The following is a 23,957-nucleotide window of genomic DNA, read 5'->3' as shown; positions in this document are numbered from 1 at the left end:
TGTAACCCTTCGATGGAGCAATCGTGTATTTTGAAACACGCAACGTTATAGGGTATTACGGCGTGTCTGTATTCAAGCCCACAACAAGACACTCAACCTCGCCTACCATTGTCGACTCGCATTGTAGCCCAAAAGGTACTGGCGCTGGCTCGGTTTATGCTCTCGCGCTGGCCACGCGGACGCCGTTGGCATCGTTTGGGTACTGGGCTTTATTCAAGCAGCAGGGCGTGCCAGTAGTTACGTCGGCAAAGTGATGATAGATCAGACATGCAATGGAACAGCATGAACGTTAACATCATGGGCACAGAGGCCAGTGCGCCCTATGCTGGCAACCACAGCTGCCAACGATGGTCACTGTACACTAGTCAATCGCACAGTAGACCGCCGGTTCATGCGATCCTCAGCTAAAACTGGCCAAGCCAGTCTGTGAACGCCCTAGAATTAGAGCGTGAATATCGCTGGTGCCTTCGTAAGTGTTCACCACTTCTAGGTTCATCATATGGCGCATGACCGGGTATTGATCAGATATTCCATTACCGCCCAGCATGTCGCGCGCTTGTCGAGCAATGTGTAAAGCTTTAGCGCACGAGTTGCGTTTGATCAGGGATATGAGCTCTGGTGCGATCCCGTCATCACAGAGTTGCTGCCCAGCCCTAAAGCAGCCTTGTAAGCCTAAAGCAATATCGGTTTGCATGTCAGCGAGCTTGAGCTGAATCAGCTGATTCGCGGCCAGTGGGCGACCGAACTGAGAGCGTTCGAGTGTATAGGCTCGTGCGGTTTGCCAGCAGGTTTCTGCTGCACCCAAAGCTCCCCAAGCAATACCATAGCGCGCCATATTCAAACAGCTGAATGGTCCTTTCAGCCCCTTAACATTGGGCAGTAACTGCTCTTCGCTGACGAAGACATCCTCCATCACGATCTCGCCCGTGATGGAGGCCCGCAGTGCAAGCTTCCCTTCAATCTTAGGAGCACTGAGGCCTGGCATACCTTTTTCCAGAATAAATCCGCGAATTTGCCCGTCATCGGTTTTAGCCCACACGACAAAGACGTCGGCAATAGGACTGTTGCTAATCCACATTTTGGCGCCGCTCAAGCGATAGCCACCCTCAACACTTCGAGCGCGAGTGATCATGCCGCCCGGATCCGAGCCGTAATCGGGTTCAGTTAGACCGAAGCATCCAATCCACTCGCCGGTCGCTAGTTTGGGCAGGTACTTTTCGCGCTGCTCTTCCGTGCCAAAAGCGTAGATGGGATACATCACCAGCGAGGACTGCACGCTCAACATAGAGCGATATCCAGAATCGACGCGTTCGACCTCACGAGCGATCAGGCCGTAGCTGATGTAATCGACACCCGCACAGCCGTAGCCCTTGATCGTCGAGCCCAATAGGCCCAAGGCACCCATCTCTTTGAAAATGCTGGCGTCCGTGCTTTCTTCTCGAAACGCCTGAGTCACACGGGGTAGTAATTTCTCTTGCGCGTATTGCTTTGCGGTGTCCCGTATTAGGCGCTGCTCATCGGTTAGCTGTTGCTCGAGTAGGAAGGGATCTTGCCAATCGAAAGTGGTCCAAGGTGTTTTTGAAATGGTGGAATTCGTCATAACGTTCGCCGTGTTGTGGTGTGCTGGTCCGATACGGGTCGTATGCTAGGTTAGCACGTAATTTTATCGTACTCTGAGCCTGTCGATGTGCTGTCTGATTTAATGTTCATGAGTTTTAAACGTATTCGGGTCAAGCACCTAATTTAAGTTGCTGACGCAACGCAGGACTTCTTCCTGGTAGCACTTGCCGCGCTCGTTCATTAAATCCAGCATGTGGAGCGACGTGGGCACAAATGCAAAGCCGATCTCATGCTGGGGGTGCCACTGGAATAGGGAGCCCCCCAAGCCCATCCAGCCGTAAAAGCCTTCGCGTCCTTGATTAAAGGCGCGCTGAAGCCAGTTGGAATTAGAGCTAGAAAGGGCATAATGTGCGACACCGCCTTGCGTGAATGCGCACGGAAGGAAGCCACCCATGGTGGCGTGTACGGGGTCGGTGTGCAGTAGGTCCCAGGCTTCTTTACTCAGAATTGTATGATCCTCGAACATGCCGCCAGCAGCCATACCTGCTGCCACTTTTGCAAGTGCCCGGGCCGAAGCGCTGGTATTTGCCGAGGGCGTTTCACCCATCGCTAGATTCTTATCATTAAAAAAACCAATGCCGGTCATTCCTTGAATGGGGGTGGGCCATTTTTTCGAGGGTCCTCTAAACAGGGTTTTAATCAGCATGAACAAGCGTGCGAACAGCTGAAAGGTGTTATGCAAAACGCGACGTCCAAATAGTTTGGGGCGGAAGGTCGCGAGCAAATGTTTAAGTGGATGAAGAGGGGTTATCGGTACGCGACGCTCATACTGCTCTTCGGTAACGCCTATGGCTAGGTCGAGTTGCAGGGGTTGGCTAATTTCCTGTTGTACGAATTCGCCTATGGTGCGGCCTTGTGGGTCCACACGTCGGAAGAGTTCGTTAGCGATCCAGCCACGTGTTAGCGCATGATATTCTCTTGCGGTGCGTGCTCGGTCTTTGAAATGTTGTGAGTGCTCTTCGATATACTTCCCGATCGCGTTTTCTTTGATTCGATGCGTGAGCAAGTCTTCGGTTTCAAGTGAAACGTCAAAATTAGCCAGCCCCGCTTCGTGGCGCATGAGATCCGCAACCGTCACTGCGTCTTTGCCCTGAGCTGCGAATTCTGGCCAATAGCGAGCAATGGGTGCGTCGTAGTCTAACTGCCCAGCGCCTGCTAGATGAGCAATTGCTAATGCTTCTAGGCTTTTGCCGCTGCTGAAGATGTTGATCAGGGAGTCTGGCGTAAACTGCCCGGTGTCGCCCTTTGAACCCCACAAATCGACGACTTTTTGACCTCTGTGATACACGCAAAGCTGGGCGTGCTCTTCTTCCCATTGGTTCATATTTTTTGTAAACAGGTCCCGAACGGATTCAAAACCTGGGCTGGTATCACCAAAAATGTTGGTTTTCGCAGGTGCTTTCGTCATTGTGCTTTCTCATGTTCGGGGCGTTTTAGAGTCGTTCAAAAAACGTTACTTGTGCCGGTTTTCTGCTGTGCCCTAACTAAAGCAAACGCTTTGGAACGCCGATTCTGGTCGCAGTGTAAAAACACTAATGGTTCGTACTGTGTGAGTCTATCACTTTTAGGGGATTCATAGCGGTGCTTTGCAGACTGCAACATTGATGTAGAGCGGTTTAGGTGCTTACAATTTCTCGGTAAGCTCTTCGCTAGCTCGGCGTCTAGGGTGTAGCGCTACGTTTCGTTGTCGAAAAAAAGAGTGTATTGTGTGGTGTTGGTGGCGTCAGTCAATTTGATTTTAGAGGATTAGTTCTTTGGTCAGTATTGTAAAAAAACAGAAGGCACAGCCGCCCAACGAAGAGGCAGACCGGCTTCCTAATCCTATCGGACGTCGCCTGCGACAGCTTCGAAAGGAGCAGGACTGGACGCTCGCCGATGTCTCGAAGAGAACGGGTATCTCGGTAGGAACGTTGTCGAAACTGGAGCACGGCAAGACAGATCTCAATTTTAGTAGTGTCAATAAACTCGCGACGGGGCTGGGTCTTGCTGTAACTGATCTGACCAACCCGAGTAGCCATATGATGGGCCGTCGAGCAATTACGATTGGTGGTCATGGGGTTATGTTTAACACGACCGATGTCGATTACGAGGTGCTGTGCAGTGAAGTCGCTAATCATCGGCAGGGCTATCTTAAGGGTGTCGTAAACTCGTTCACTTTTGATGATTCTTTGCCCTGGCATCGCCACCAAGGGCAAGAGTTCCTGTATGTCTTGAGCGGTGGACTAGAGCTGTATACTGAATTGTACGAACCTGTGTTGTTGAATGCGGGGGATAGCATCCTGTTCGACTCTTCGATGGGTCATCATTACGTATCGGTTGGGCCAAATCCTGCGGAGATATTAATTAGTATGTCCTTAGAGGGCTATCAAAACGTGTCGGATACGTTTCGACCAATGAAGAGGGAAAAAGATGAAAGAGACTAGACCTGTCGGGAAAGAGATTATCTTGCCGAGTGGCGATAAGGCACCCTTGTCGGCTGCCTACCGATCCAACGGATTTTTGTTTACCTCAGGGCAGTTGGCGTTTGATGCCGACGCTCGGTTGAATACTGGTGACATTAAAGAGCAAACGCAACTCTGTCTCGCGAATATTCAGAAGTTGCTTGAGCTTGAAGGTTTGTCGAATGAGCATGTCGTCAAAGTTACGGTTTGGCTTACACACATAGACGATTTTGCTGGATTTAATGCGGCGTATATCGAGTTTTTTGGCGGGCATCGTCCAGCGCGCTCTACTGTTCGATCGGATCTTATGTTGCCTGGTGCACGGGTTGAAATTGAAGCTGTCGCAACCTATCAGGAGGTTTAGTGATGGCACTGTGAAGGCAACTTAGGTGGTTTTTTTTGGGCCTAAATTTTCGTAACCGAAAAATTTTTTCGATAAAATATTTTCGATATCGAAATTTCGTGTTACGGTTAGAACCAACACATAATTAAGTTGAACGGAGAGTAGGGCTCTTGGACGTGTTCGATGTCATAGTTATCGGCGCAGGAATGGCGGGCGCATCTGTCGCGGCGGAATTGGCTCCGACTGCCAGCGTATTGGTGCTTGAGCGAGAAAAGCAGCCCGGATACCACTCTACGGGGCGATCCGCTGCGGCGTACATCCCGTCTTACGGCTTCGATAACCCAAGCCTTCGGTTTCTAACTGAGTGCAGTTTGAATTTTTTGGCTGAGCCTCCAGCCGATTTTCAAGTCGAGACCCTGCTGCATCGTCGTGGATTGCTGTCTTTGTGTCCGCCTGATTGCGCCGTGTCGGTCGAAACCGAGCTCGAAAAGCTGCAGGTGGTTATACCGAATATTGTCAAGGTTGGCCGAGAGGTCATTCGACAACACGTGCCGATTATTAACGACGAATATTCAAAATCCGGATGGTTTGAGCCCGATGTGTTTGACATGGATGTTCATGCCTTGCACTTGGGATATTTAAAGGCTTTGAAGCAGGCGGGTGGGCAGTTGGTGAGTAACTGTACGATCGGCGCGTTAACACGAGATCATGGGGTTTGGACCGTGTCGACCGACAGTGCTAGGTACTCGGCGCCTGTCGTCGTCAACGCAGCGGGTGCGTGGGCTGACGAATTAGCTGCGCTCGCCGGTGTGGATCGCCTTGGGCTTATGCCTTTGAGACGCACAGCAGTGTTGCTTGACCCGCCAGTCGCTTGTGATGTGTCTGCCTGGCCGCTCGTTATGGCAGTCGACGGTTCTTTTTACCTCAAGCCTGATGCTGGCTTGATCTTGGCGTCCCCGGCCGATGAAAATCCATCGTTAGCCTGTGACGCTCAGCCAGAAGAGTTAGACATAGCGTATGCGGTTGACTATGCACAAAAGGCTCTAAATCTTCATGTTAAGCAAGTTCGCCATCGCTGGGCGGGTTTGCGCACCTTTGCCCGAGACCGGACGCCCGTCATCGGTTTCGATTCCCGTGTGGCGGGATTTTTTTGGTTGGCAGGGCAAGGGGGGCATGGCATCCAGATTGCACCAGCAGCGGCTCGATTAGCAGCGTCTCTGATTTCTAAAAATCAGGTTCCCCCGGATTTAGAGGCGGCTGGTTTTAAACGAGACTTTGTTGCTCCCGACCGTTTGAACTCTAGATCAGAAGAGGTAGGTGGATTGTTTGAAGCGGCGGCGAGTTAATGCCAAAACACAAAAAGTACCAAGATAAAAACACAAAAAAGGCTACGGCCGGGAGTATCACTATGCGTAAGACACTATTAGCACTTCATATTGGGGGGGCCGCACTAGCAATGGCAACGATGTCGCCAGCGATAGCACAACAGGCGGCTAAAGGGTTTGTGCTTGAGGAGGTCATTGTTACCGCCCAAAAACGGAGCGAGAGCAGCCAAGATGTACCGATCAGTATTCAAGCCTTCGGAGCGGAGTCGATCGAGAAACTCGGTGCAACCGAACTCTTTGATTTGGCCGCAAGCGCGCCTTCATTGAGTGTTGGTGGTATTCCAGGTAGTAATACGCAGAGCGGTTTGAGGGGCGTAGTAGACTTCGCTCGAAACATCGGTATCGATGCTCGGATGGGGGTTTATATTGATGGTGTTTACCAAGGTAGGTCTTCCACAGCGAACCAGCCTCTGCTGGGTCTGGAGAGCGTTGAAATACTGAGAGGGCCGCAGGGCACCTTGTTCGGTAAAAATACGGTGTCGGGCGCCATTAACCTGAACACCAGGAAAGCATCCGAAGACTTTATGGGAGAGCTCAAGGCCGGTATTGGAAACGAAGGTTACTGGACGGGTTCTGGTTATTTAAGTGGGCCTTTGAGCGAGACCGTCTTCGCATCGATTGCCTACACGAAACAAGAACGTGACGGCTTGTTCAATAATGTTGTACTCGGTAAAGAGGTCGGCGACTGGGCGCAAGAAGGTGCGCGCGCACAATTGCGATTCCTTCCGAGTGATCAATTAGAGATGGTTTTTGCTGCAGACTGGGGTAAGTCTTCGAATGAGGCTCCGGTTTTTACTACCGCAGCGCGGCCTGCTTTTGAGTCGGGTAAAGATGATGAGTTGGATGAGGTGGATTTTTGGGGTACTGCCTTGACGGTCAACTACTCAACGGACAGCGGATACACAGTGTCGTCAATTTCGGCCTATCGAGAGAATAAGTATTACCTGTATGGTGACGAAGACTTTACCCCTGCTGTTGACGCATTTCAGACCACCTTTGACGAAGATTCGGACCAGTTCTCGCAAGAATTTCGTATTGTATCGCCAGAGTCCGAAGACTTTGATTGGGTCGCCGGCCTCTACTATTTTGAGAGCTCTGTCGCCACAGGGAGAAATTTGCTGTTTGGGGCCCCTGTGCTACCCAGTCAAGCACTCAGCGGTACTATCGCGATTCCTAGCGTAGTCGATGTCACGAGTTACGCCGCCTACGTCCAAGGCAATTATCGTTTCGCTGACAAATGGGAGCTCACCGCGGGATTGCGCTATACCGACGAGGAAAAAGACTTTGATTTTAACCAGGTCAATGCGCCGAGCGACCCAGCGACCGGAGCGGTCGTGTTAGAGGTAGGACTCGGACTTCCTGCTGCGACTGCCGCTTTCCTCGCTTCTCAGGCTCCGGGAGCTTTGTTTAACGCGTTTAACTTAAGCTACCAAGATAAGTACAGTGATAGTCATGTGTCGCCTACTATTGGCTTGAATTACAAGCTAAACGATAGCGTTATGTACTACGCGAAGTATTCTCGAGGGTATCAAAGCGGTGGATTCAATGGCGATTTCAACCCTTACCTACCTGCTATTCAGTTTGATTCAGAGTATGTCGATGCGTTTGAAGTGGGTGTGAAGTCCACGTCAGCTGATGGCAAGCTTCGCGTCAATGCCGATGTGTTTGTTCAGAAATTCTCTGACTTTCAGTTATTCCAATCAGTACCGGTTGGCAATACAAACGTGCAGATTGTGTCTAACGCTGGTGAGGCGACCAGTCAGGGCGTAGAGTTGGAAACCGTTTGGTTGCCCTCGGATAGCCTGCAGCTGACCGTTAACGCCACGTATTTGGATGCGACCTACGATAAATTTGAAAACCCCATATCTGCCGTAGACCCAACTCAGCCCAAGGATTTTAATGGCAATGATTTGAATTACGCGCCGAAAACTAAATTGTATGCGGGACTTCAATATGCTCAGCCAGTTGGCAGTGCCGGTGAGCTTATTTTTAATCTTGATTACACCTATCAAGATGATCTGTACACGAACAATACCAATACGGATATTGTGTTAGTGCCTAGCTATGACTTGTGGAATGCGCGCGTGAGTTACACCCCAACGAATAACCAATGGCAAGTCTCAGCCTGGGTTCGCAATCTTACAGACGAGGAGTACATTGTGAATCACAGTCAGACGGCGCTGACAGCGGTTGAGCGCAATATTTGGGGTATGCCACGTTTATTCGGGGTCGAAGTGAAGTATAACTTGGGTCAGTAAACGTTTATGTTTTTGCATCAAACGACTATTTGATCTGGGTAGATAACGCGTTGGGTACATTGTCTTTTGCCACTGTGCTCAACGCATGTTGTTGCTATTTTTCTGCGAGGCCGCTATGAAACGCCTGATGCCTGTTTATGTTGTACCCGCCGCAGTCTTTATCTCGGTAGTAATGGGGGGCGGCTATGGTACAGGTAGGGAAGTTGTCGAGTTTTTCACGCGCTACGGTTTGCTCGGGGGCTTGTTTGGCATTGGGGTCTCGGCCTGTCTTTTTTCTCTTGTTCTGGCCTGTACTTACGAATTTGCTCGAGTGTTTCAGGTTTACGACTACCGTTCTTTTTTCGGTAAGCTCATTGGGCCTTTTTGGATATGCTTCGAAATTCTGTATTTACTGTTGTTTTTGCTGGTGCTTGGGGTTGTAGGCTCAGCAGCTAGCACTTTACTTGAGCAGGAATTTGGTATCTCTGGTGTATTTGGCATGGGCGCTGTCTTGGGCTTAGTCATTGTGCTGGTGTACTTTGGGAGACAAGCGGTAGAAAAGGTACTCACTTGGTGGTCCATAGGTATGTACGGGGTGTTTATCGCTTATTTTGTGGCTGTCATAAGCAATGATGGCGTCATACTGTCGAAAGCGTTTAGTGCTAGTGGCGTTGAGCCCGGTTGGCTTCAAGGCGGTGTTTTGTACGCGATGTACAACTTAGCGATCGCCCCCGTGCTATTGTTTTCGACTCGTGCTATCGCCTCACGCAAAGAGGCGGCCATGTCGGGTTTGGTTACCGGCGTTGTGGTAATGATCCCAGCCACGTTGTTTCACTTAAGCTACGCTGTCGGCTATCCCGAGGTGCTGGACAAGCCAGTCCCTAATTATTGGATGATGTCGGAGTACACCAATCCGCTGTTGTTAGCCGTTTTTTTGCTCGCTTTACTCGGCACCTTGGTGGAAACCGGTGCTGGTCTGGTACAGGGTCTTATTGAACGTATTGAAGTTGTGCTGAAGCCAAACGAGGGGGAGTCTTTGGGTCACTTCCCGAGAGCCATGATCGCAATATTCGCCCTAGGGGTGGGCGGTCTGTTAGGTACCTTCGGTATAGTATCGCTCGTGGCTAGCGGGTACAGCGCGCTATCAGTGGGTTTTGCGATGGTATACATAATTCCTATCTGCACCTTAGGTATTGTGAAGATCGTGAAATCGTCTGGTATTACACAATCGTTAGAGGCAAGCCCGGAAAGAGGATGAGTTTTTCTTTAGACGTTTGTTTCTCGCGGGCTTACAGGGTTTTAACTTTCCATAGTGGTGAATGGTCATGAGAGTGAATACAAGGTTTTGGTTAATAAGTTTGGCCTTGGTTGTTATGCTTGCCTCAGCAAAGGGTAATAGTCAGCCGCAGCAAGTTGGCTCTGCGGTAGCGCCCGCTAAAGTCGCATTGGCACTACATACAGTGACCTCAGGTTTGGTTGGTGTTGCCGGAGTTGCTGCCCAAGATATGACCACCGGCGCTCAGATATTTTTGAATGGAGACGAGCCATTTCCGATGGCAAGTACGTACAAGATCGCCATAGCGATGACTCTGCTAGCCAAAGTTGATCACGGTGAACTTAACCTGACAGATATGGTCGATATTGACGATAGTGAATGGGTCTATTCGCAAGTCATTGCGGCAAATTTTATTCATCAAGGGGTATCGCTGTCCATTGCTAACCTATTAGAGGTAATGATTACGCAGAGCGATAACACTGCCACTGATATCTGTTTGAGGCTTGCTGGCGGACCCTCGGCCGTTAATCAATATTTAGGGCAGTTGGGTATTGATGGTATGCGCGTCGATCGCTCTACGGCTGATCTTCTGAGAGATTTTTACGGCGTCGAACCGGGCCGAGAAAATCTAGGAAAAATAGTGCGCATCGCTGCGGCTGACCCCAACAAAGCCATTGCGGCTAACCCTGAGTTTGAGGCAGATCCGCTAGACAAATCTACTCCTAGGGCGATGCTCAATTTGTTGACGACCTTGAGCAGCGGACGAGCGCTCAGCGATGAAAGCACCCGGTTGTTGATGGATACAATGATGCGAACGGTGACGATGCCCAGACGTCTTAGCGCATTGCTTCCAAAGAACACGGCAATTGCACACAAAACCGGTACTGTCGGAGGGGTCGCTAACGATGTCGGGTACATCACACTGCCCAATGGACGCGTATTTGCGATTGCTGTGTTTACCCGCGGTAGTCAAAGCCCGCCGAGCGACCGCGAGCGTGCAATAGCCGAAGTGGCAAGAACCTTGTATGACTATTTTTCGTTTCTCTGATGAGTCATTACATCCGTCCGTTATAAACATTGAATTTATGAAGTAGTTATTTTTGTGGAGAACATAACCCCATGACACCCATCAAAAAAATCTTGTACATACTGCTAGCTGCTTTATTTGCTTCGGGCGCGTCAAACGCAGAAGAGTACGATCTCGTTATTGCGAATGGTCGGGTGATGGACCCCGAGACCATGTACGATGGTGTCGCAAACGTCGGCATTAACGACGGTAGGATAGCTGCAATTTCTCAAGAGCCCCTGGCAGGCAAGGAAGTTATCGATGCGACCGGTTTGGTTGTTGCTCCGGGATTTATTGATACCCATTTTCACTCCGTAGACCCTTTTGCGACAAAACTCGCTGTGCGCGACGGCATTACCACCGGTATGGATCTGGAAGCTGGAGCGAGCCGTGTTGGCGAATGGTATAAAAATAAAGAAGCAACTGGTTGGCAGGTTAATTATGGTACGACGTCGAGCGTTGGTGTCACCCGATTACTGGTGCACGATCCAGAGGTGGTCATTGACCAGTCTGTTGATGCATCGACGCTTGGCACAGTTCTCGATCAGGCAGCGATAGATGGTACGCCGGGCTGGTCAATGAAACGTAGTAATTTGTCTGAGCTGAATCAAATAATACAACTGATTGACGAGGACCTGCGGCAGGGAGCATTGGGTGTTGGAGTGGGTGCCGCTTATATGCAGCGTGGCATGACGAGTTATGAGTTGTTTGAAATACAGAGAACTGCGGCGCGTTACGGCAGGCTTGCTTCGGTGCACACTCGGTATCATCTTAACGCCAAGACTCCGACAGAAGCGCCCATCGCCCTTGATGAGGTGTTACTAAATGCAATGCTGTTGGATGCACCTTTATTGCTGGCCCACGACAACGATTACGGTTGGTGGGAGAATCAAGAAAAGTTAAGGCTTGCTCGAGCAAAGGGTTACAACGTTTGGGGCGAATATTACCCGTTTGAAGCAGGATCCACGTTTATTAGCGCCGATTTTCTCAAGCCTTCTATGTGGGAAGAGGTTAATGGTTATCAGTACTCAGAGACTCTCTATGATCCCGGCCTAGATAAATTCCTGAGCAAGGCAGAGTATCTCGAGGCTGTTGAGAAAGACCCTGCGCGCGTGATTGTGGTTTTTATGCCGGCGCGAAAAGATTGGATGAAATATTGGTTGAGCATACCTGAGATGGTGGTCGCATCTGATGCAATGATGGGATTCGATAAGAACGGAGATCTGTTGCCCTACGATGCCGATCCCAGTGAATACGCAGGGCATCCGCGCACAGTGTCGACTTTTTCAACCACCTTAAAACTAGCGCGCGAGCAAGATATCCCTCTAATGTTCACCTTAGCCCAGTTAAGCTACTGGAATGCGAAACACTTGGGTGATATGGGCTTGGTCTCGATGCAGGAGCGCGGTCGTGTTCAGGTCGGCAAAATTGCCGATCTGACGTTGTTTGACCCTGCGACTGTTGGCCCTAGGGCAACCTACAAATCCGGCGAGAATGGGCTGCCCTCAGCGGGTATTCCTTGGGTCATTGTTAACGGTACTGTTGTGGTCCGCGATTCAGTTGTGCAGCCCGTAAAACCTGGACAACCGATTCGTTTTCCAGTGTCGGCTGAGGGCCGCTTTGAGCGTGTGGAGTGGAGTAAGTGGCTGGATGACAATACCACCATGTCGCTCCCTATTGAATTTCAGGACGAGCACTTTTCTGATCCGCGAGCGCATTGAGTTAGTTTACAGGGTAAGCACTCGTGGCTGGCGCTCGCGTGGCCGTGAAATGCTGCAACGATTAATGCAGAGGTCTCAGTGAACGTTCGTCTCACGGGGCGCTGACTCGAGTGCAGCGAGCGCAGCTCGTCAGGCGCAAAAGGTTGTGGCCGTGCCGCCTGTCTAGGAGATGGCGTCGCCCTAGGGGTAGATACTTAGGTTACGTGCAACCTGACCCGATGGGCAATACAAGATTGAAAAATGCCAGACCTCGGGGTTATTCATGGTAATTACCGAATTTTTAGAGACACATATGATGATTGATAAGTTGAAGATCGGTTCAAAGCAACTTGGGCTAGTATTCCTTGCTTTTTTGATGGGGAATGACGGAAGTTATGCCTCGATCCCTCCGAATGTCGCGAATTCCGATGTGGTTGAGGCGTTCGTGGATGGTGTCGTTAAAGCAAGCATGAAGAACGCCAAGAGCTCTGCCGGTGTCGTAGCTGTCATGAAAGATGGTGAGATGATTTTCTCCAAGGGCTATGGTTTTCTTGATGTAGAAAAACGTATTCCTGTTGATCCAAACACGACACTTTTCCGCCCAGGCTCCATTTCTAAACTGTTCACTTGGGTTGCGGTCATGCAGCAAGTAGAACAAGGTAACGTGGATTTAGATGTCGACGTTAATGGGTATCTTAAGTCTTTGAAAGTTGCGAATACGTGGCCTGGGCAGCCGGTTACGCTGCGTCATATTATGACTCATACCGCAGGATTTGAAGACGGATTCCTCGGATATCTGATTATAGATGACCCTAGCCGTATTATGCCGCTCGAACAATCGTTAGCTAAATATCAACCGCAGCGCATTAATCCGCCCGGGGTGCATACAGCCTATTCAAACTGGGCTACCGCATTGGCCGGTTTGGTTGTTGAGGAAGTATCCGGGATGTCATTTAATGATTATGTCCAGCGCCACATTTTTGATACTTTGGGCATGACTCATTCCAGTTTTTTGGAGCCCCTTCCACCGCAACTCGCCTCGAACGTGGCCAAGGCTTACGGCTATTCACAAGGACGTTATGTCGAGCTAAATTACGAGATCATCTCTAACTTTGGACCGGCTGGCGCGGCAGCCGTGTCTGCGCGTGACATGTCGATTTTCGCGCAAGCTTTACTGAATGGGGGCGCTGTTGATGGAAAGCGAATTTTAAAATCATCAACGCTGCAGCAAATGGTGGATGGCGGCTTTACGCATGACCCGCGAGTTCGGGGAATGGGCCTTGGATTTCTCAAACGCAGATATGGGCGAGATGATCTAGACGTTTTCGGCCACGATGGTGGTACCACCATATTCAGTTCCCATTTGGGTTTGTCGTCTAAAGAAAACTTTATGCTGTTCTCTTCTTTTGGCGGCCCGGGTGCTAAAGAGGTACACAGTACGTTTGTTAAATCGTTTTACGATGAGTTTTTCCCGAGCGAAGCATCGAAGGTCGATCCACCTGCTGATTTTTTCGAGCGGGGTAAGCGCTACGAGGGCACCTACCATAGCTGGCGCTCGAGCTTCACTAAGATCGAGTCGTTGCTTCGTCTTATCACAAGTTTGAAGGTGGTTTTATTGCCCGATAACACGCTGATGATTGGAGGTAAGCGATACGTTGAAATCGACACTAACTTATTTCAGGAAGCGGACGATAATGGTCGAATCGCCTTTCAAGAAGACGTAAATGGCAAGATAACGGGTCTCGTCATCGATGGTTTTGGCGTCATGCAGTTTTATCGAGCACCGTTTTACGAAACAGGTCGATTCATAATGCTCTCGCTTGGCTCGGTGCTTTTGGTTTTTATGCATGTTTTGTTGCAAGCGGTGTATCGAAGGCGTGAATTTAATACGCTTGTAGCGTTCGAAAGAAAAGCAGTGGTGGCTTCAACTCTCTTGGCTGCGACACACTTTTCATTCCTTACTTTTGCGGCAGTAGGCGCCAGCGGCGGTCTTATAGCCCTTATGTATGATGTTCCGCTTACCTTGAAAATTGCTCTGATTTTTCCAATATTGGCTGCTTTGTTGACCCTTTACCATATTTATTGCACGTTTCAGGTCCTGCGACATGGCGAACTTGAAGGCCCTAGGGCGCTTGCCAAGCTAATCGTAGTCAATCTAGCGGGGCTATACATGGTCTGGTTTTATAGCTACTGGAATCTCTTGGGTTTTAATTACTTTAGCTAGGTTTTTTAGGAGCACCTAAAAGGTTTTGCAATGCGGATTACTAGGTCAAGAACGCACAGCGATAAATCAATGATGTAGACTGGGAGTACCGCTATGCTGAGAATAGTTATTGTCGTTGTTTTGAGCGTGATTGCCACCACTGCGGCAGCGGTTGAGTTCGATGTCATCATCCGCAATGGCAGTGTTTATGATGGAACTGGTGCAGCACCCTACATTGCAGACCTGGGAATTCGTGAAGATCGCATAAGCGCTATCGGGCAAATTCCCTCTGGCTCCGCCACTCTTGAAATTGATGCTACGGGTCTTGCGGTTGCCCCCGGCTTTTTCAATATGCTGAGTCATTCGCACTTATCCTTAATCAGTGATGGTAGAGCGATGAGCGATGTAATGCAGGGCGTGACTTTTGAGGTCCTTAGCGAGATTTCGTTCAGCCCCTTAACAACAACGTCTGCGGCCTTTTGGTCGTATTTCTCTAAAGAGAAAGTTGATATGACGTGGACTACAGTCGACGATTACCTTCGAACCGTTGAAGCAGGCGGTGTCTCGGTAAACTTCGCCACCTTTGTATCAGCAGCCACCGTGCGAATGAACATTATCGGTACGGATGACGTCGATCCAACCCCAGAGCAGCTTGATAAAATGAAGCTGCAGGTGGCTCAGGCAATGGAGGATGGAGCACTGGGTCTTACCACGTTTTTGATATACGCGCCGGCCACCTACGCTGAGACTCAAGAGCTCATCGAACTTGCAAAAGTCGTTAGTCGCTACGGTGGTGTTTATACAGCGCACATTCGTTCTGAGAGTAATCGGCTTATCGAATCCGTTGACGAGACCTTGCGCATCGGCCGAGAGGCTAAGCTGCCGGTAAGAATCCACCATTTAAAGGCAGCTGGAAAGCCGAATTGGCACAAGATGGATTTAGCTATCGAAAAAATCGAAGCTTCGCGCCGCGAAGGTGTTCCCGTTACGGCAGATATGTATACCTATGTCGCGGGCGGCAGTGGTCTGGAAGCAGCAATGCCAACCTGGGTGCAGGCCGGTGGCTATAGAAAATGGGCTGAGCGTCTCAAAGATCCCAAAATTCGCGAGCGAGTTAAAAACGAGATGGGTGTGAACACGCAGGAATGGGAAAACTTGGGTTATCTCGCTACGCCCGATGGAGTGGTATTTCTCGAGTTTAAGAACGAAGCACTGCACAAATACGTGGGCAAAACACTGGCTGAAGTAGCCATGGAACGCGGACAGGACCCTCGTGATACGATTATTGATTTGGTTCTTGAAGATGGTTCTCGGGTCGCTACGGCGTATTATTTGATGTCAGAAGAGAATCTTAAGAAGCAAATGCGTCAACCTTGGGTAATGTTTGGCTCTGATGCCACGGCGCCCGCCGCAGAAGGTAGGACGCTGAATAGCGGCGTCCACCCAAGAACGTATGGCAACGTGGCCCGATTGCTGGGCAAGTATGTCCGCGAAGAAAAAGTTCTGGCTATGGAAGAAGCCATTCGGAAACTGACTTTGCTGCCAGCACAGAGTTTGGGGATCCGTGAGCGAGGTCGTATTAAACTGGGTTATTTTGCGGATATTGCTATTTTCGACCCCGACGCTATTGAAGACAAGGCAACGTTCAGCACACCTCACCAGTACTCGGTCGGTATGGAGCATGTGCTGGTTAACGGGCAACCTGTTGTTTTTGAGGGGAGGCATACCGGTGCTAGGCCTGGGCGAGCTATTCGCGGTTCAGGCTGGATGCGGTGAGCCACGCTTACAACGATGACTAGGATAGCTGGATGCTATTATTCTCTGGGTCACCCACACCTCTTACGCTCACTGTGGTTTCGTTTTTTCTTCGATAACTTTTCTGAGATTGCTCATTGCGGGGTGAGCTACCGTGGTTTTTAAAGTTACCGAGAACCAGATCGCAAGCTCTTCTGGATTGATGGGAAGTTTGGCCATGAATCCGGCGGCAATTTCGTTGTGAACGGCGCCCGGTGTTGACAGTAATATGAGGTCGCTGTGCATGACTGCGTCCCGCAGAACGGCAATGTTGTCACTCTTTATTGCGAAGTGAATTTCGTGTCGATCCCGTAAATTAAATCGGTCAGCTAACGCATCTAGCAGAGTCTCTGATAGATGTGCCCCTGCAAATCGGTACGGAAGTAATGATTTGAAATTAAGATCGTCGTCTTTTAACAAAGGGTGATTGGCGCGACAAAATATACCACCGACCTCGGGAGGAATTGGTATCATTTCAAGGTCAGAAGAGTGCGACGGCAAGTCGCGTCCATCGCCTATGATGAGGTCGAGCTGCTCCGCTTTCAAAAGCTCTATCAAGGCGGGCGTGTCAGCAACGGTCACGTCAGCGCTCATTTTTGGATTTTGGGCTTGCCATTCGCCTAGAATCCTTCCTCCCATGCTGCCCGATGATTGCGCGGTGAATCCTATTCTGAGCTCGCCTGCCATACCTCTCCCCAGATACATAACCTCTTTTTCAAAGTTTTTTGCCTCTTTTAGGAGGCTCTCAGTCCGAGACAATAAATTACGCCCCACAGGCGTTAATTTAATGGGCCTTTCACTACGGTCGAAAAGCTTTAGGCCCGCGCGTTCTTCGAGTGTTCTTATGGAGTTACTTAACGCGGGTTGAGTTATGTGAGCACGCTTCGCAGCTTGAGCAAAATTTCCTGTCTCGGCGACCAATGCGAAGTGATACAGCTGATTCAAGTTAAACATGATGAGTTCCCACTGTGTGCATGTTGACGCATGGCGTTGAGCTTTCCTAGCTTTGCGCGCTTGGCATACTATTTTTAAAATCTATTAATAATAAAAAAAAATAAAATTAGCATGAATTATCTGACTTGTTTAGAGTTGATTACGGGCAATTCCGCTTTTGTCTTTACGTAGCGGAAAGTAGATTCTCCACGGAAACATTTAAGAGAGGTTCTCTGCGATGGAGCGGCACGCAATGAGTAACGGTAAACAGATAGTTAGGATTGAACCTTTACCTGGTAAAACGTTTGGGGCAGTCGTGACTGGAGTGCGACTCAGTGAACTGGATGAGGACACTTTCAGTTTGCTATACCGGGAATGGTTGCAGTATGCACTGCTCATTTTCCCTGCACAGTATCTAACGGACTCGCAGCAGCGCGATGCGGCGTCTAAATTTGGCTGTTTAGTGGAGGGCCTCGAGGCAGTCGAGATTAGTAACCTGTTACCAACCGGCGAGGTCAGAGCGGCTCCGGATGACGATATGATGAAGATCATTCGGGGTAACATGCAGTGGCATCAAGATAATACCTATATGCCCCTGCAAGCAAAGGGTGCTTTGTTCAGTGCCAAGAGAGTACCGTCGAGCGGAGGTGAGACAGGGTTTGCCGATATGCGCGCAGCGTGGGACGCTTTAGACACTGAGACTCAAGACCGTTTGGCGAATCTATCCGCTTATCACTCGTTGGCGCAAAGTCAAAAGAACCTCGGGGAAGATGTAAAAAGCAGCGATAGCGAGTATATCGGGTACGGGCTCGATGTGAGTACGGTTCCGCGTCGATCTTTGCTTAAAATTCACCCTGAGACAGACCGAAAAACCCTCGCGGTAGGCCGGCATGCGTTCGGGGTGACTGGTATGGCAGAGCAAGAATCGACTCAGTTTGTGAGTGATTTGATCGATTTCGCCGTCGCCGATGAATCTCGCACATACCATCACATCTGGTCAGAGGGTGATGCTATTTTGTGGGATAACCGCTGTTTGATGCACCGAGCATGCCCTTGGAATTTTTCACAGCCTCGCGTTATGCTTCATTCGCGGATTGCAGGTGACCCGAGTACCGAGGCAGCATTAAACAGTTAAGCGAGTATCGAAAATGTGTCGTTTTGGGTGACACATTTGAGTTTCAAAGAGATCAAAAATGCCTATGGGTTATCTTTAAGACTAGGAGAGCGTCATGAATAAAAAAGACTATCGTGAATCTATCGAGGCCTGTGCCAGCTATTACGGTGACGAGGCTGATTCGGTGAGGAAGTACATGACCGAAGGTCTCAGAAAAGCGCGTGAGCTGGGTAACAGAGGGCCAATCTTGTTCAATGACGATGGCTCACTGGATCAAGGTATCAGGGATGCGTACTCCGAGTTCGGTTTCTATGTCTTTGAAGGGGTAATCGGCGACCAAGAAATGAAAGATATCCATGCCGATATTGATGAGTTGCGCATGCGCTTGCCAACCCACCCAGGCTCAGCAGTCGATGCTTTAGGCAGGCCGGCCCTCGGGGTGGACTGTAAGGGACCCGGACTCATGTGGAGCAAACCACTGAGCGATCCATTGGGAGGCACCGCAATGGCTAACGGGCGTCACCAAGTAAAACTGAAGGATTTAGATGCAGGGCCCGACGCGCCCAAAGATGCACCATTTATATTGCTTGGCTCCCTTCAGTTTTCTGAGGCCGCCCTGCGTTTATATGGTCATCCGCAGCTGCTTCGTGTTGCCGCAGCTATAAACGGAGACGATTTCGCACCGTTCAACGAAGTGCTGTTCATTAAAGATGCTGGGCTGGGTGCCGCGGTATCCTGGCACCAAGATGGTGATACGCACTGGGAAAGCCCCAATTTTGATGAGGATATTCATGGCTTTAACTTTATGGCCCAAGCTTACGGTAGCACCCCAGTAAATGGTGTTTGGGTTGTTCCTGGGACGCACAAAGTAGGAAAGGTCGACATTAAAAAGATGGTGCAGGAATCTGGAAGCGAACGATTAAAAGACGCCATACCTTTGGTGTGTGATGAGGGAGATGTGGTTATCTGTAATCGGCAGTTGGTTCACGGTTCGTTTGCCAATTCTGGATTTGAGCCAAGACTCACGATTAATTTTGGTTTTCACCGACGCTCTTCGGTACTCGATGTCAAAGGCGCGGGGATACATAGTCCTGCGGCAGTATATGACGCAGGCGTGATTAAAGAGCGATCTCGCGTCATCGGGTATGCGATCGATGCCCGAGCTAAGCAGTATCCACAAGAAACTCCCTACCAATACAAGCCGTTCCTCGAGTCCGATGAACGTCACGAATGGGACGAGGCTGCGAAAAAGGCGATACACGACTACAATCTTCTAGATTTGAGTATTTAGGGTGTCTAACTGTGGAGGCGCTCGTAAGCAACTCTGCTGTCGCATAGAGCTAATCTGTTGAAATGTTGTTTTGAAGACGGAGTTTTGGCACGTCTAACTCAGAGTAGGTTGATCCAGTTTAGACGCCAGTAATCGGTTTTGAAAATTTTGTGCTTTAGGGGGCGGATAGCACAGCGCAGCTATCTCGTGAGTGGGTATGACGAAGACCTGCGCAAGGTGCTTAGGCTTGACACTTCACTGGGTGTGCCGAAGAATACCCCCGCAAATTCATAGACAGGAATAAAAATTATGCCACGCGTAAATTTAGAAGGTAGCTCATCAATCGTAACCGGCGGTGCCTCGGGCATTGGTGAAGCGGCGGCACGTCAACTCGCGGCTGCGGGTTCGAAAGTTGTCATCGCTGACCTCAACGAAGAAAAAGGTGCAAAGGTTGCCGCCGAGATTGGCGGTGTATTTGTAAAGTGTGATGTGACTAAAACGGAAGATGCAGACGCGGCTGTGGAAGCTGCAGTTGCCATGGGCCCATTGCGCGCGTGTGTCAACTCGGCGGGTTTGGGCGCTCCGGGACGCACCATTGATCGCGACAACAACCCGCATGATCTTGGCCGTTTTGCTTTCGTTATTAACGTGAACTTGATCGGCACCTTTAACGTCTTAAGTCGTGCCGCTGCCGCTATGGCTAAGCAAGAGCCTATGGACGCCGATGGTAGCCGCGGCGCTATTGTTAACTTGGCATCGTGTGCAGCCTTTGACGGTCAGATCGGTCAGGCGGCGTATTCGGCCTCTAAAGGCGGTGTTGTTGGCATGACACTGCCAATTGCGCGTGATTTGAGTGCGGTGGGTATTCGAGTCAACACGGTGGCTCCCGGCTTAATCGATACCCCCATTTACGGTGAAGGTGAGCACGCCGAGCAGTTTAAAGCGCACCTAGGTCAATCGGTACTGTTCCCGAAACGCTTAGGGCAGGGCGAAGAGTTGGCGTTCGCGATTATGGATTGTATTACCAATCCTTACATGAACGCAGAAGTGATTCGTTTGGACGGTGGTATTCGTATGCCACCCAAGTGATCTGCTGCTCACGATCACATGAAGCCGGCTGTTACGCCGGCTTTTTTGTTTGTCTGGCACGTGAACACGCCCCGGTTAGCGCGATAGGGGGCAGTCATGCCTCGGGCGGAGCAGCACAGCTAGGCGCAAAAACGATTGAATTGTCCACTTCGCACCCCATTTTAGGGCTGTTTTAATTCATTTTTACGCGATACACTCGATGGGATACTAATAACACCTTGCGACCAAGGAGCTAGAAAATGAACGCACCTCAACAAGTGGTAATAAGCCCCGATGCAGAACAAAAAATGCAGGAGGCCCTAAAACATCAACGAGAGAGCTACTTAGCGGAAGGCTTTGTATCTTTAGATGTTCGCAAAGATCGGATTGATCGAGCCATCGATATTCTGGTGCGTCATGCCGAGCGAATTAGCGATGCACTGAACGAAGATTTTGTGTGTCGTCCACGCAGCGTCAACATGATGACCGATGTGGCAGGTTCTATCGGCTCACTCAAGCACTGTAAAAAACATATGGCGAAGTGGATGAAACCCGAAAAACGTCCGACTTTGTTCCCTCTGAATTTGTTGGGTGGTCGCTCTCATATTGAGTACCAGCCCAAAGGTGTCGTCGGCATCGTCGCGCCTTGGAACTTTCCGGTATCCATGGTGTTTCAGCCTTTAGCGGGTATTTTATCGGCCGGTAACCGCGCCATGGTCAAACCGTCCGAATTCACCCCGATTACATCAGATCTGATCGCCGAGATCATTGCCGAGGGCTTTGATCCTGCAGAGGTGACAACTGTGACGGGTGGCCCCGAAGTAGGGCAGGCCTTTACCTCTTTGCCGTTCGATCACATGATTTTCACGGGTGCGACCAGTATTGCTCGCCACGTGTTGGCATCGGCGGCACGCAACCTCGTGCCAGTGACTTTAGAGCTTGGTGGCAAGTCTCCCGTAGTCATTTCACGCAGCGCTGATTTGGAGCAGGCGCTCGAGCGCATCATGTTGGGTAAAACCTTGAATGCTGGCCAAATTTGCTTGGCGCCCGACTATTTGCTGGTGCCCGAAGAGAAGTTGGACGAAGTGGTTTCTTTGGCGACTAAAGCCGTCGGCGCGATGTACCCAACCTTGTTGGCCAACGATGATTACACAGCGGTGATCAACGAGCGTCACAATGCGCGGTTGTCGTCTTACTTAGCCGATGCAGCAGAGCGTGGACATCGTATTGTCCCAATCAACCCTGCGAATGAGAACTTTGAGGGTAACGCGGCAGGTAAAATCCCCCCGACCTTGATCGTAAGCCCCGATGTTGATGCTAAGTGCATGCAAGAGGAGATTTTCGGTCCGCTACTACCGATTCGCACTTACAAAGACTTTGAAGAGACCATCACGCACATCAACGCCAACCCACGCCCATTAGCAGCTTACTACTTCGGTAAAGACGCGGCAGAGGAAGAGGCTATTTTGAAGCGCACCACTTCAGGTGGCGTGTGTATTAACGACGTCATCATGCACATTATGCAAGAAGACATGCCCTTCGGTGGCGTTGGCCCCAGCGGCATGGGCTCCTACCACGGGGTTGAAGGTTTCAAAACCTTCAGCCACGCGAAATCGGTTTACAGCCAGACCACGCGCTTTAATGTAGGTAAGTTGGCGGGTTTGTTGCCTCCCTACGGCAAGGCAACCGAGACAAGTATTAAATCAGCACTCAAGAAATAGCGTTTCGTTTAAAAAAAACACCGCCTCGGCGGTGTTTTTTTTGTGGTGCAAAGCAGCGCTTAAGGTTGCTTTTTCCACTCCCTGTAAAACTCTGGCATATCGCTCGATACCTTGCCCTTAAACTCAGGTGCGCGTTTCTCTAAGAAAGAAGCAACACCTTCCTTCCCGTCATCTCGGCTCGAGTAAAACATGCCGAGCGAATCGAGTCGATGCGCCTCGATCGGATGCTGAGCCGCCGCATTGCGGTACATCATTTGTCGAGTGAAGGCTATGGCAACAGAAGAGTGCGAGGCAATGCGTGCTGCGATCTTGTAGGCCTCGTCGAGCAGGGATTCAGCCGGTACGACGGCTTTGACAAGTCGTCCGGCTAGCGCTTGCTCAGCGGTTAAGATGTCGCCGCTGTAGCACCACTCTAAGGCCTGTGAAATGCCGACAATACGGGGCAAGAACCAGCTCGAGCAGGCCTCGGGTACCACGCCAATTTTGTTGAAGACAAAGCCGATGCGCGCTTTCTCCGACGCAAGGCGTATGTCCATTGCACAGGTCATGGTGGCACCAATACCGACTGCGGCACCGTTAATGGCGGCAATCACAGGTTTGTCACAATCGTAAATCGCTAAGCTGACACGGCCGCCTGTATCTCGCACGCCTTCAAAAATAGCGGGGTCGTCTAGGCGTGTGTGCATGTCTTCTAGAGAGGGTTCGAGACTTTCGTCCAGTCCAAACACATTGCCACCCGTTGATAAGTCCATACCTGCGCAAAACGCCTTACCTGCGCCCGTTACGACGACTGCTCGAACTTCGTCATCGGCGCTAGCACGTGTGAAGGCATCGACGAGTTCATTGGCCATTTCAACAGTAAAGGCGTTCATCTGATCGGGGCGGTTGAGTGTTATGGTCAGAATGTGATCTTTAATGTCGTAAGCAATTGACTGGTACTGCATGGGTGAAGTCCTGTTGTAATGTTGGGTTAGGGTCGTTTTTTAAATAATCGCCACTCAAACGCCATAGTGACCACTATCTGGTTTCGTTGCAGCAGTAACACGCGTTTCTCCCGATGGCCCTTGTGGGCAAAGGGAGTTGCAGCAATAAGATGTTGGAGTTGATCATTGTTCAAATCAAAAGGGTAGTGATATTGGCCTTGCTGTACAAGGTCAAATCTGTTCAATGCGACTCGATGTGGCGCGTGCGGTGTGGGTTCGTCATAAAGTGCTTTGCGAAGCTCCCATAAGTGGTTCGGAGCCGGGCCGACCTCTAGGTAGTGGCCGTCACGTGACAGTATGCGATGGAGTTCTCCGTCGTCAGAGGGTGCAAAGATTCGGGTGGCTAGCCCAACTGACGCCGATTCAACCGGTATTCTGAAAGCGCTGGCAACCGTGTATTGAATGGTCGTGTTTTGCTTGGCTGCAGTTTTGATGGCAGCTTTGGATATATCGAGACCGAAGTATTGATGTGACGGCATGCGCTCGTGGAAATAACGGGAGTAATAGCCCTCGCCACAGCCGATGTCGAGTACATTCGTTGGGGTCTGGAGGCGTTCACGAATTACATCGTATAAGGTTGCCGCCAATGGCTTGTATATGCCCGCTTCATGAATGGCTCGGCGCGCTTGAATCATGTCGGCGCTGTCACCCGCGATCTTGCTTTGTCCTTTGGCGGGGACGAGTAGGTTTATGTAGCCTTCCTTCGCGATATCGAATGTGTGTCGGTTTTCACATATCCATGTAGATGCCGATTTGTGCAGTGACAGAGCACAGTTGGGACAATTAAAAATCATGCGTTCTTC

The 23,957-nt window shown here is 50.2% G+C and carries 19 protein-coding genes; 14 read left to right on the top strand and 5 right to left on the bottom strand.

Annotation, left to right across the window (positions count from 1 at the left end; all coding sequences use genetic code 11):
- Positions 1–23: 23 nt before the first annotated feature.
- The gene (locus tag EYZ66_RS08420) at positions 24–254 is read left to right on the top strand and encodes a hypothetical protein (protein ID WP_139042650.1); all 231 of its coding nucleotides are present in this window, start codon (positions 24–26) and stop codon (positions 252–254) included.
- Positions 255–400: 146 nt separating this feature from the next.
- Here the strand turns inward: EYZ66_RS08420 and EYZ66_RS08415 are convergent, their stop codons facing one another.
- Positions 401–1,600, bottom strand: coding sequence for an acyl-CoA dehydrogenase (locus EYZ66_RS08415; RefSeq protein ID WP_009577283.1), 1,200 nt, complete (start codon positions 1,598–1,600; stop codon positions 401–403).
- Positions 1,601–1,738: 138 nt separating this feature from the next.
- On the bottom strand, positions 1,739–3,028 hold the full coding sequence (locus EYZ66_RS08410; protein ID WP_160195642.1) for a serine hydrolase domain-containing protein: 1,290 nt from the start codon (positions 3,026–3,028) through the stop codon (positions 1,739–1,741).
- Between the two features lie 346 nt (positions 3,029–3,374).
- Here EYZ66_RS08410 and EYZ66_RS08405 point away from each other — a divergent pair, with 346 nt between their 5' ends.
- The 9 genes from EYZ66_RS08405 to EYZ66_RS08365 all read left to right on the top strand — a co-directional run bounded on the left by EYZ66_RS08405 (position 3,375) and on the right by EYZ66_RS08365 (position 16,047).
- Positions 3,375–4,043: a helix-turn-helix domain-containing protein gene (locus EYZ66_RS08405; protein ID WP_009576687.1), complete on the top strand. Its 669-nt coding sequence runs from the start codon at positions 3,375–3,377 to the stop codon at positions 4,041–4,043.
- Entirely contained in the window at positions 4,030–4,425 is a 396-nt protein-coding gene (locus EYZ66_RS08400) for a RidA family protein (RefSeq protein WP_050793455.1), read from the top strand. Before EYZ66_RS08405 ends, EYZ66_RS08400 begins: the two co-directional genes overlap by 14 nt.
- 155 nt (positions 4,426–4,580) lie before the next feature.
- Positions 4,581–5,750, top strand: coding sequence for an NAD(P)/FAD-dependent oxidoreductase (locus EYZ66_RS08395; RefSeq protein ID WP_083814410.1), 1,170 nt, complete (start codon positions 4,581–4,583; stop codon positions 5,748–5,750).
- A 62-nt stretch (positions 5,751–5,812) separates the two neighbouring features.
- Positions 5,813–8,047 (top strand): TonB-dependent receptor, encoded by a 2,235-nt coding sequence (locus EYZ66_RS08390; protein ID WP_158027013.1) that lies wholly within the window; start codon positions 5,813–5,815, stop codon positions 8,045–8,047.
- Between the two features lie 115 nt (positions 8,048–8,162).
- Positions 8,163–9,284, top strand: coding sequence for a membrane protein (locus tag EYZ66_RS08385; RefSeq protein ID WP_009576691.1), 1,122 nt, complete (start codon positions 8,163–8,165; stop codon positions 9,282–9,284).
- Between the two features lie 67 nt (positions 9,285–9,351).
- A complete protein-coding gene (gene bla, locus EYZ66_RS08380) occupies positions 9,352–10,350 on the top strand; it encodes a class A beta-lactamase (protein ID WP_009576692.1) in 999 nt (332 codons plus the stop codon).
- Between the two features lie 71 nt (positions 10,351–10,421).
- On the top strand, positions 10,422–12,089 hold the full coding sequence (locus tag EYZ66_RS08375) for an amidohydrolase family protein (RefSeq protein ID WP_009576693.1): 1,668 nt from the start codon (positions 10,422–10,424) through the stop codon (positions 12,087–12,089).
- 262 nt (positions 12,090–12,351) lie between these two features.
- Positions 12,352–14,292, top strand: a complete 1,941-nt coding sequence (locus EYZ66_RS08370; RefSeq protein WP_009576694.1) for a serine hydrolase domain-containing protein — start codon at positions 12,352–12,354, stop codon at positions 14,290–14,292.
- Positions 14,293–14,385: 93 nt separating this feature from the next.
- Positions 14,386–16,047, top strand: a complete 1,662-nt coding sequence (locus tag EYZ66_RS08365; RefSeq protein ID WP_009576695.1) for an N-acyl-D-amino-acid deacylase family protein — start codon at positions 14,386–14,388, stop codon at positions 16,045–16,047.
- Positions 16,048–16,116: 69 nt separating this feature from the next.
- Here the strand turns inward: EYZ66_RS08365 and EYZ66_RS08360 are convergent, their stop codons facing one another.
- On the bottom strand, positions 16,117–17,019 hold the full coding sequence (locus EYZ66_RS08360) for a LysR family transcriptional regulator (RefSeq protein ID WP_009576696.1): 903 nt from the start codon (positions 17,017–17,019) through the stop codon (positions 16,117–16,119).
- A gap of 232 nt (positions 17,020–17,251) precedes the next feature.
- Here EYZ66_RS08360 and EYZ66_RS08355 point away from each other — a divergent pair, with 232 nt between their 5' ends.
- The 4 genes from EYZ66_RS08355 to EYZ66_RS08340 all read left to right on the top strand — a co-directional run bounded on the left by EYZ66_RS08355 (position 17,252) and on the right by EYZ66_RS08340 (position 22,171).
- Positions 17,252–18,133, top strand: coding sequence for a TauD/TfdA dioxygenase family protein (locus tag EYZ66_RS08355; RefSeq protein ID WP_139042615.1), 882 nt, complete (start codon positions 17,252–17,254; stop codon positions 18,131–18,133).
- A gap of 94 nt (positions 18,134–18,227) precedes the next feature.
- Entirely contained in the window at positions 18,228–19,403 is a 1,176-nt protein-coding gene (locus tag EYZ66_RS08350; RefSeq protein WP_009576698.1) for a phytanoyl-CoA dioxygenase family protein, read from the top strand.
- 288 nt (positions 19,404–19,691) lie between these two features.
- Positions 19,692–20,471 carry an SDR family NAD(P)-dependent oxidoreductase gene (locus EYZ66_RS08345; protein WP_009576699.1) on the top strand — a complete coding sequence of 260 codons (780 nt, stop codon included), beginning with the start codon at positions 19,692–19,694 and terminating at the stop codon, positions 20,469–20,471.
- Between the two features lie 239 nt (positions 20,472–20,710).
- Positions 20,711–22,171 (top strand): coniferyl aldehyde dehydrogenase, encoded by a 1,461-nt coding sequence (locus tag EYZ66_RS08340; RefSeq protein ID WP_009576700.1) that lies wholly within the window; start codon positions 20,711–20,713, stop codon positions 22,169–22,171.
- Positions 22,172–22,230: 59 nt separating this feature from the next.
- Here EYZ66_RS08340 and EYZ66_RS08335 read toward each other — a convergent pair whose 3' ends face one another.
- Both EYZ66_RS08335 and EYZ66_RS08330 read right to left on the bottom strand, forming a co-directional pair.
- On the bottom strand, positions 22,231–23,115 hold the full coding sequence (locus tag EYZ66_RS08335) for a crotonase/enoyl-CoA hydratase family protein (protein ID WP_009576701.1): 885 nt from the start codon (positions 23,113–23,115) through the stop codon (positions 22,231–22,233).
- 26 nt (positions 23,116–23,141) lie between these two features.
- Positions 23,142–23,948 carry a putative RNA methyltransferase gene (locus tag EYZ66_RS08330; protein WP_160195641.1) on the bottom strand — a complete coding sequence of 269 codons (807 nt, stop codon included), beginning with the start codon at positions 23,946–23,948 and terminating at the stop codon, positions 23,142–23,144.
- Positions 23,949–23,957: the final 9 nt, after the last annotated feature.

Origin of the sequence: Aequoribacter fuscus (assembly GCF_009910365.1) — a bacterium.
Taxonomy (GTDB): domain Bacteria; phylum Pseudomonadota; class Gammaproteobacteria; order Pseudomonadales; family Halieaceae; genus Aequoribacter; species Aequoribacter fuscus.
The sequence above is the reverse complement of the archived record's forward strand: the minus strand, read 5'-3'. Positions and strand labels throughout refer to the sequence as shown.

Bases quoted from the DNA above. Each gene is read 5' to 3' on its own strand.
- EYZ66_RS08415 (WP_009577283.1), bottom strand. From the start codon at position 1,600: ATGACGAATTCCACCATTTCAAAAACACCTTGGACCACTTTCGATTGG.
- EYZ66_RS08410 (WP_160195642.1), bottom strand. From the start codon at position 3,028: ATGACGAAAGCACCTGCGAAAACCAACATTTTTGGTGATACCAGCCCA.
- EYZ66_RS08400 (WP_050793455.1), top strand. From the start codon at position 4,030: ATGAAAGAGACTAGACCTGTCGGGAAAGAGATTATCTTGCCGAGTGGC.
- EYZ66_RS08390 (WP_158027013.1), top strand. From the start codon at position 5,813: ATGCGTAAGACACTATTAGCACTTCATATTGGGGGGGCCGCACTAGCA.
- EYZ66_RS08385 (WP_009576691.1), top strand. From the start codon at position 8,163: ATGAAACGCCTGATGCCTGTTTATGTTGTACCCGCCGCAGTCTTTATC.
- bla (WP_009576692.1), top strand. From the start codon at position 9,352: ATGAGAGTGAATACAAGGTTTTGGTTAATAAGTTTGGCCTTGGTTGTT.
- EYZ66_RS08375 (WP_009576693.1), top strand. From the start codon at position 10,422: ATGACACCCATCAAAAAAATCTTGTACATACTGCTAGCTGCTTTATTT.
- EYZ66_RS08370 (WP_009576694.1), top strand. From the start codon at position 12,352: ATGGTAATTACCGAATTTTTAGAGACACATATGATGATTGATAAGTTG.
- EYZ66_RS08365 (WP_009576695.1), top strand. From the start codon at position 14,386: ATGCTGAGAATAGTTATTGTCGTTGTTTTGAGCGTGATTGCCACCACT.
- EYZ66_RS08360 (WP_009576696.1), bottom strand. From the start codon at position 17,019: ATGTTTAACTTGAATCAGCTGTATCACTTCGCATTGGTCGCCGAGACA.
- EYZ66_RS08355 (WP_139042615.1), top strand. From the start codon at position 17,252: ATGAGTAACGGTAAACAGATAGTTAGGATTGAACCTTTACCTGGTAAA.
- EYZ66_RS08350 (WP_009576698.1), top strand. From the start codon at position 18,228: ATGAATAAAAAAGACTATCGTGAATCTATCGAGGCCTGTGCCAGCTAT.
- EYZ66_RS08345 (WP_009576699.1), top strand. From the start codon at position 19,692: ATGCCACGCGTAAATTTAGAAGGTAGCTCATCAATCGTAACCGGCGGT.
- EYZ66_RS08340 (WP_009576700.1), top strand. From the start codon at position 20,711: ATGAACGCACCTCAACAAGTGGTAATAAGCCCCGATGCAGAACAAAAA.
- EYZ66_RS08335 (WP_009576701.1), bottom strand. From the start codon at position 23,115: ATGCAGTACCAGTCAATTGCTTACGACATTAAAGATCACATTCTGACC.
- EYZ66_RS08330 (WP_160195641.1), bottom strand. From the start codon at position 23,948: ATGATTTTTAATTGTCCCAACTGTGCTCTGTCACTGCACAAATCGGCA.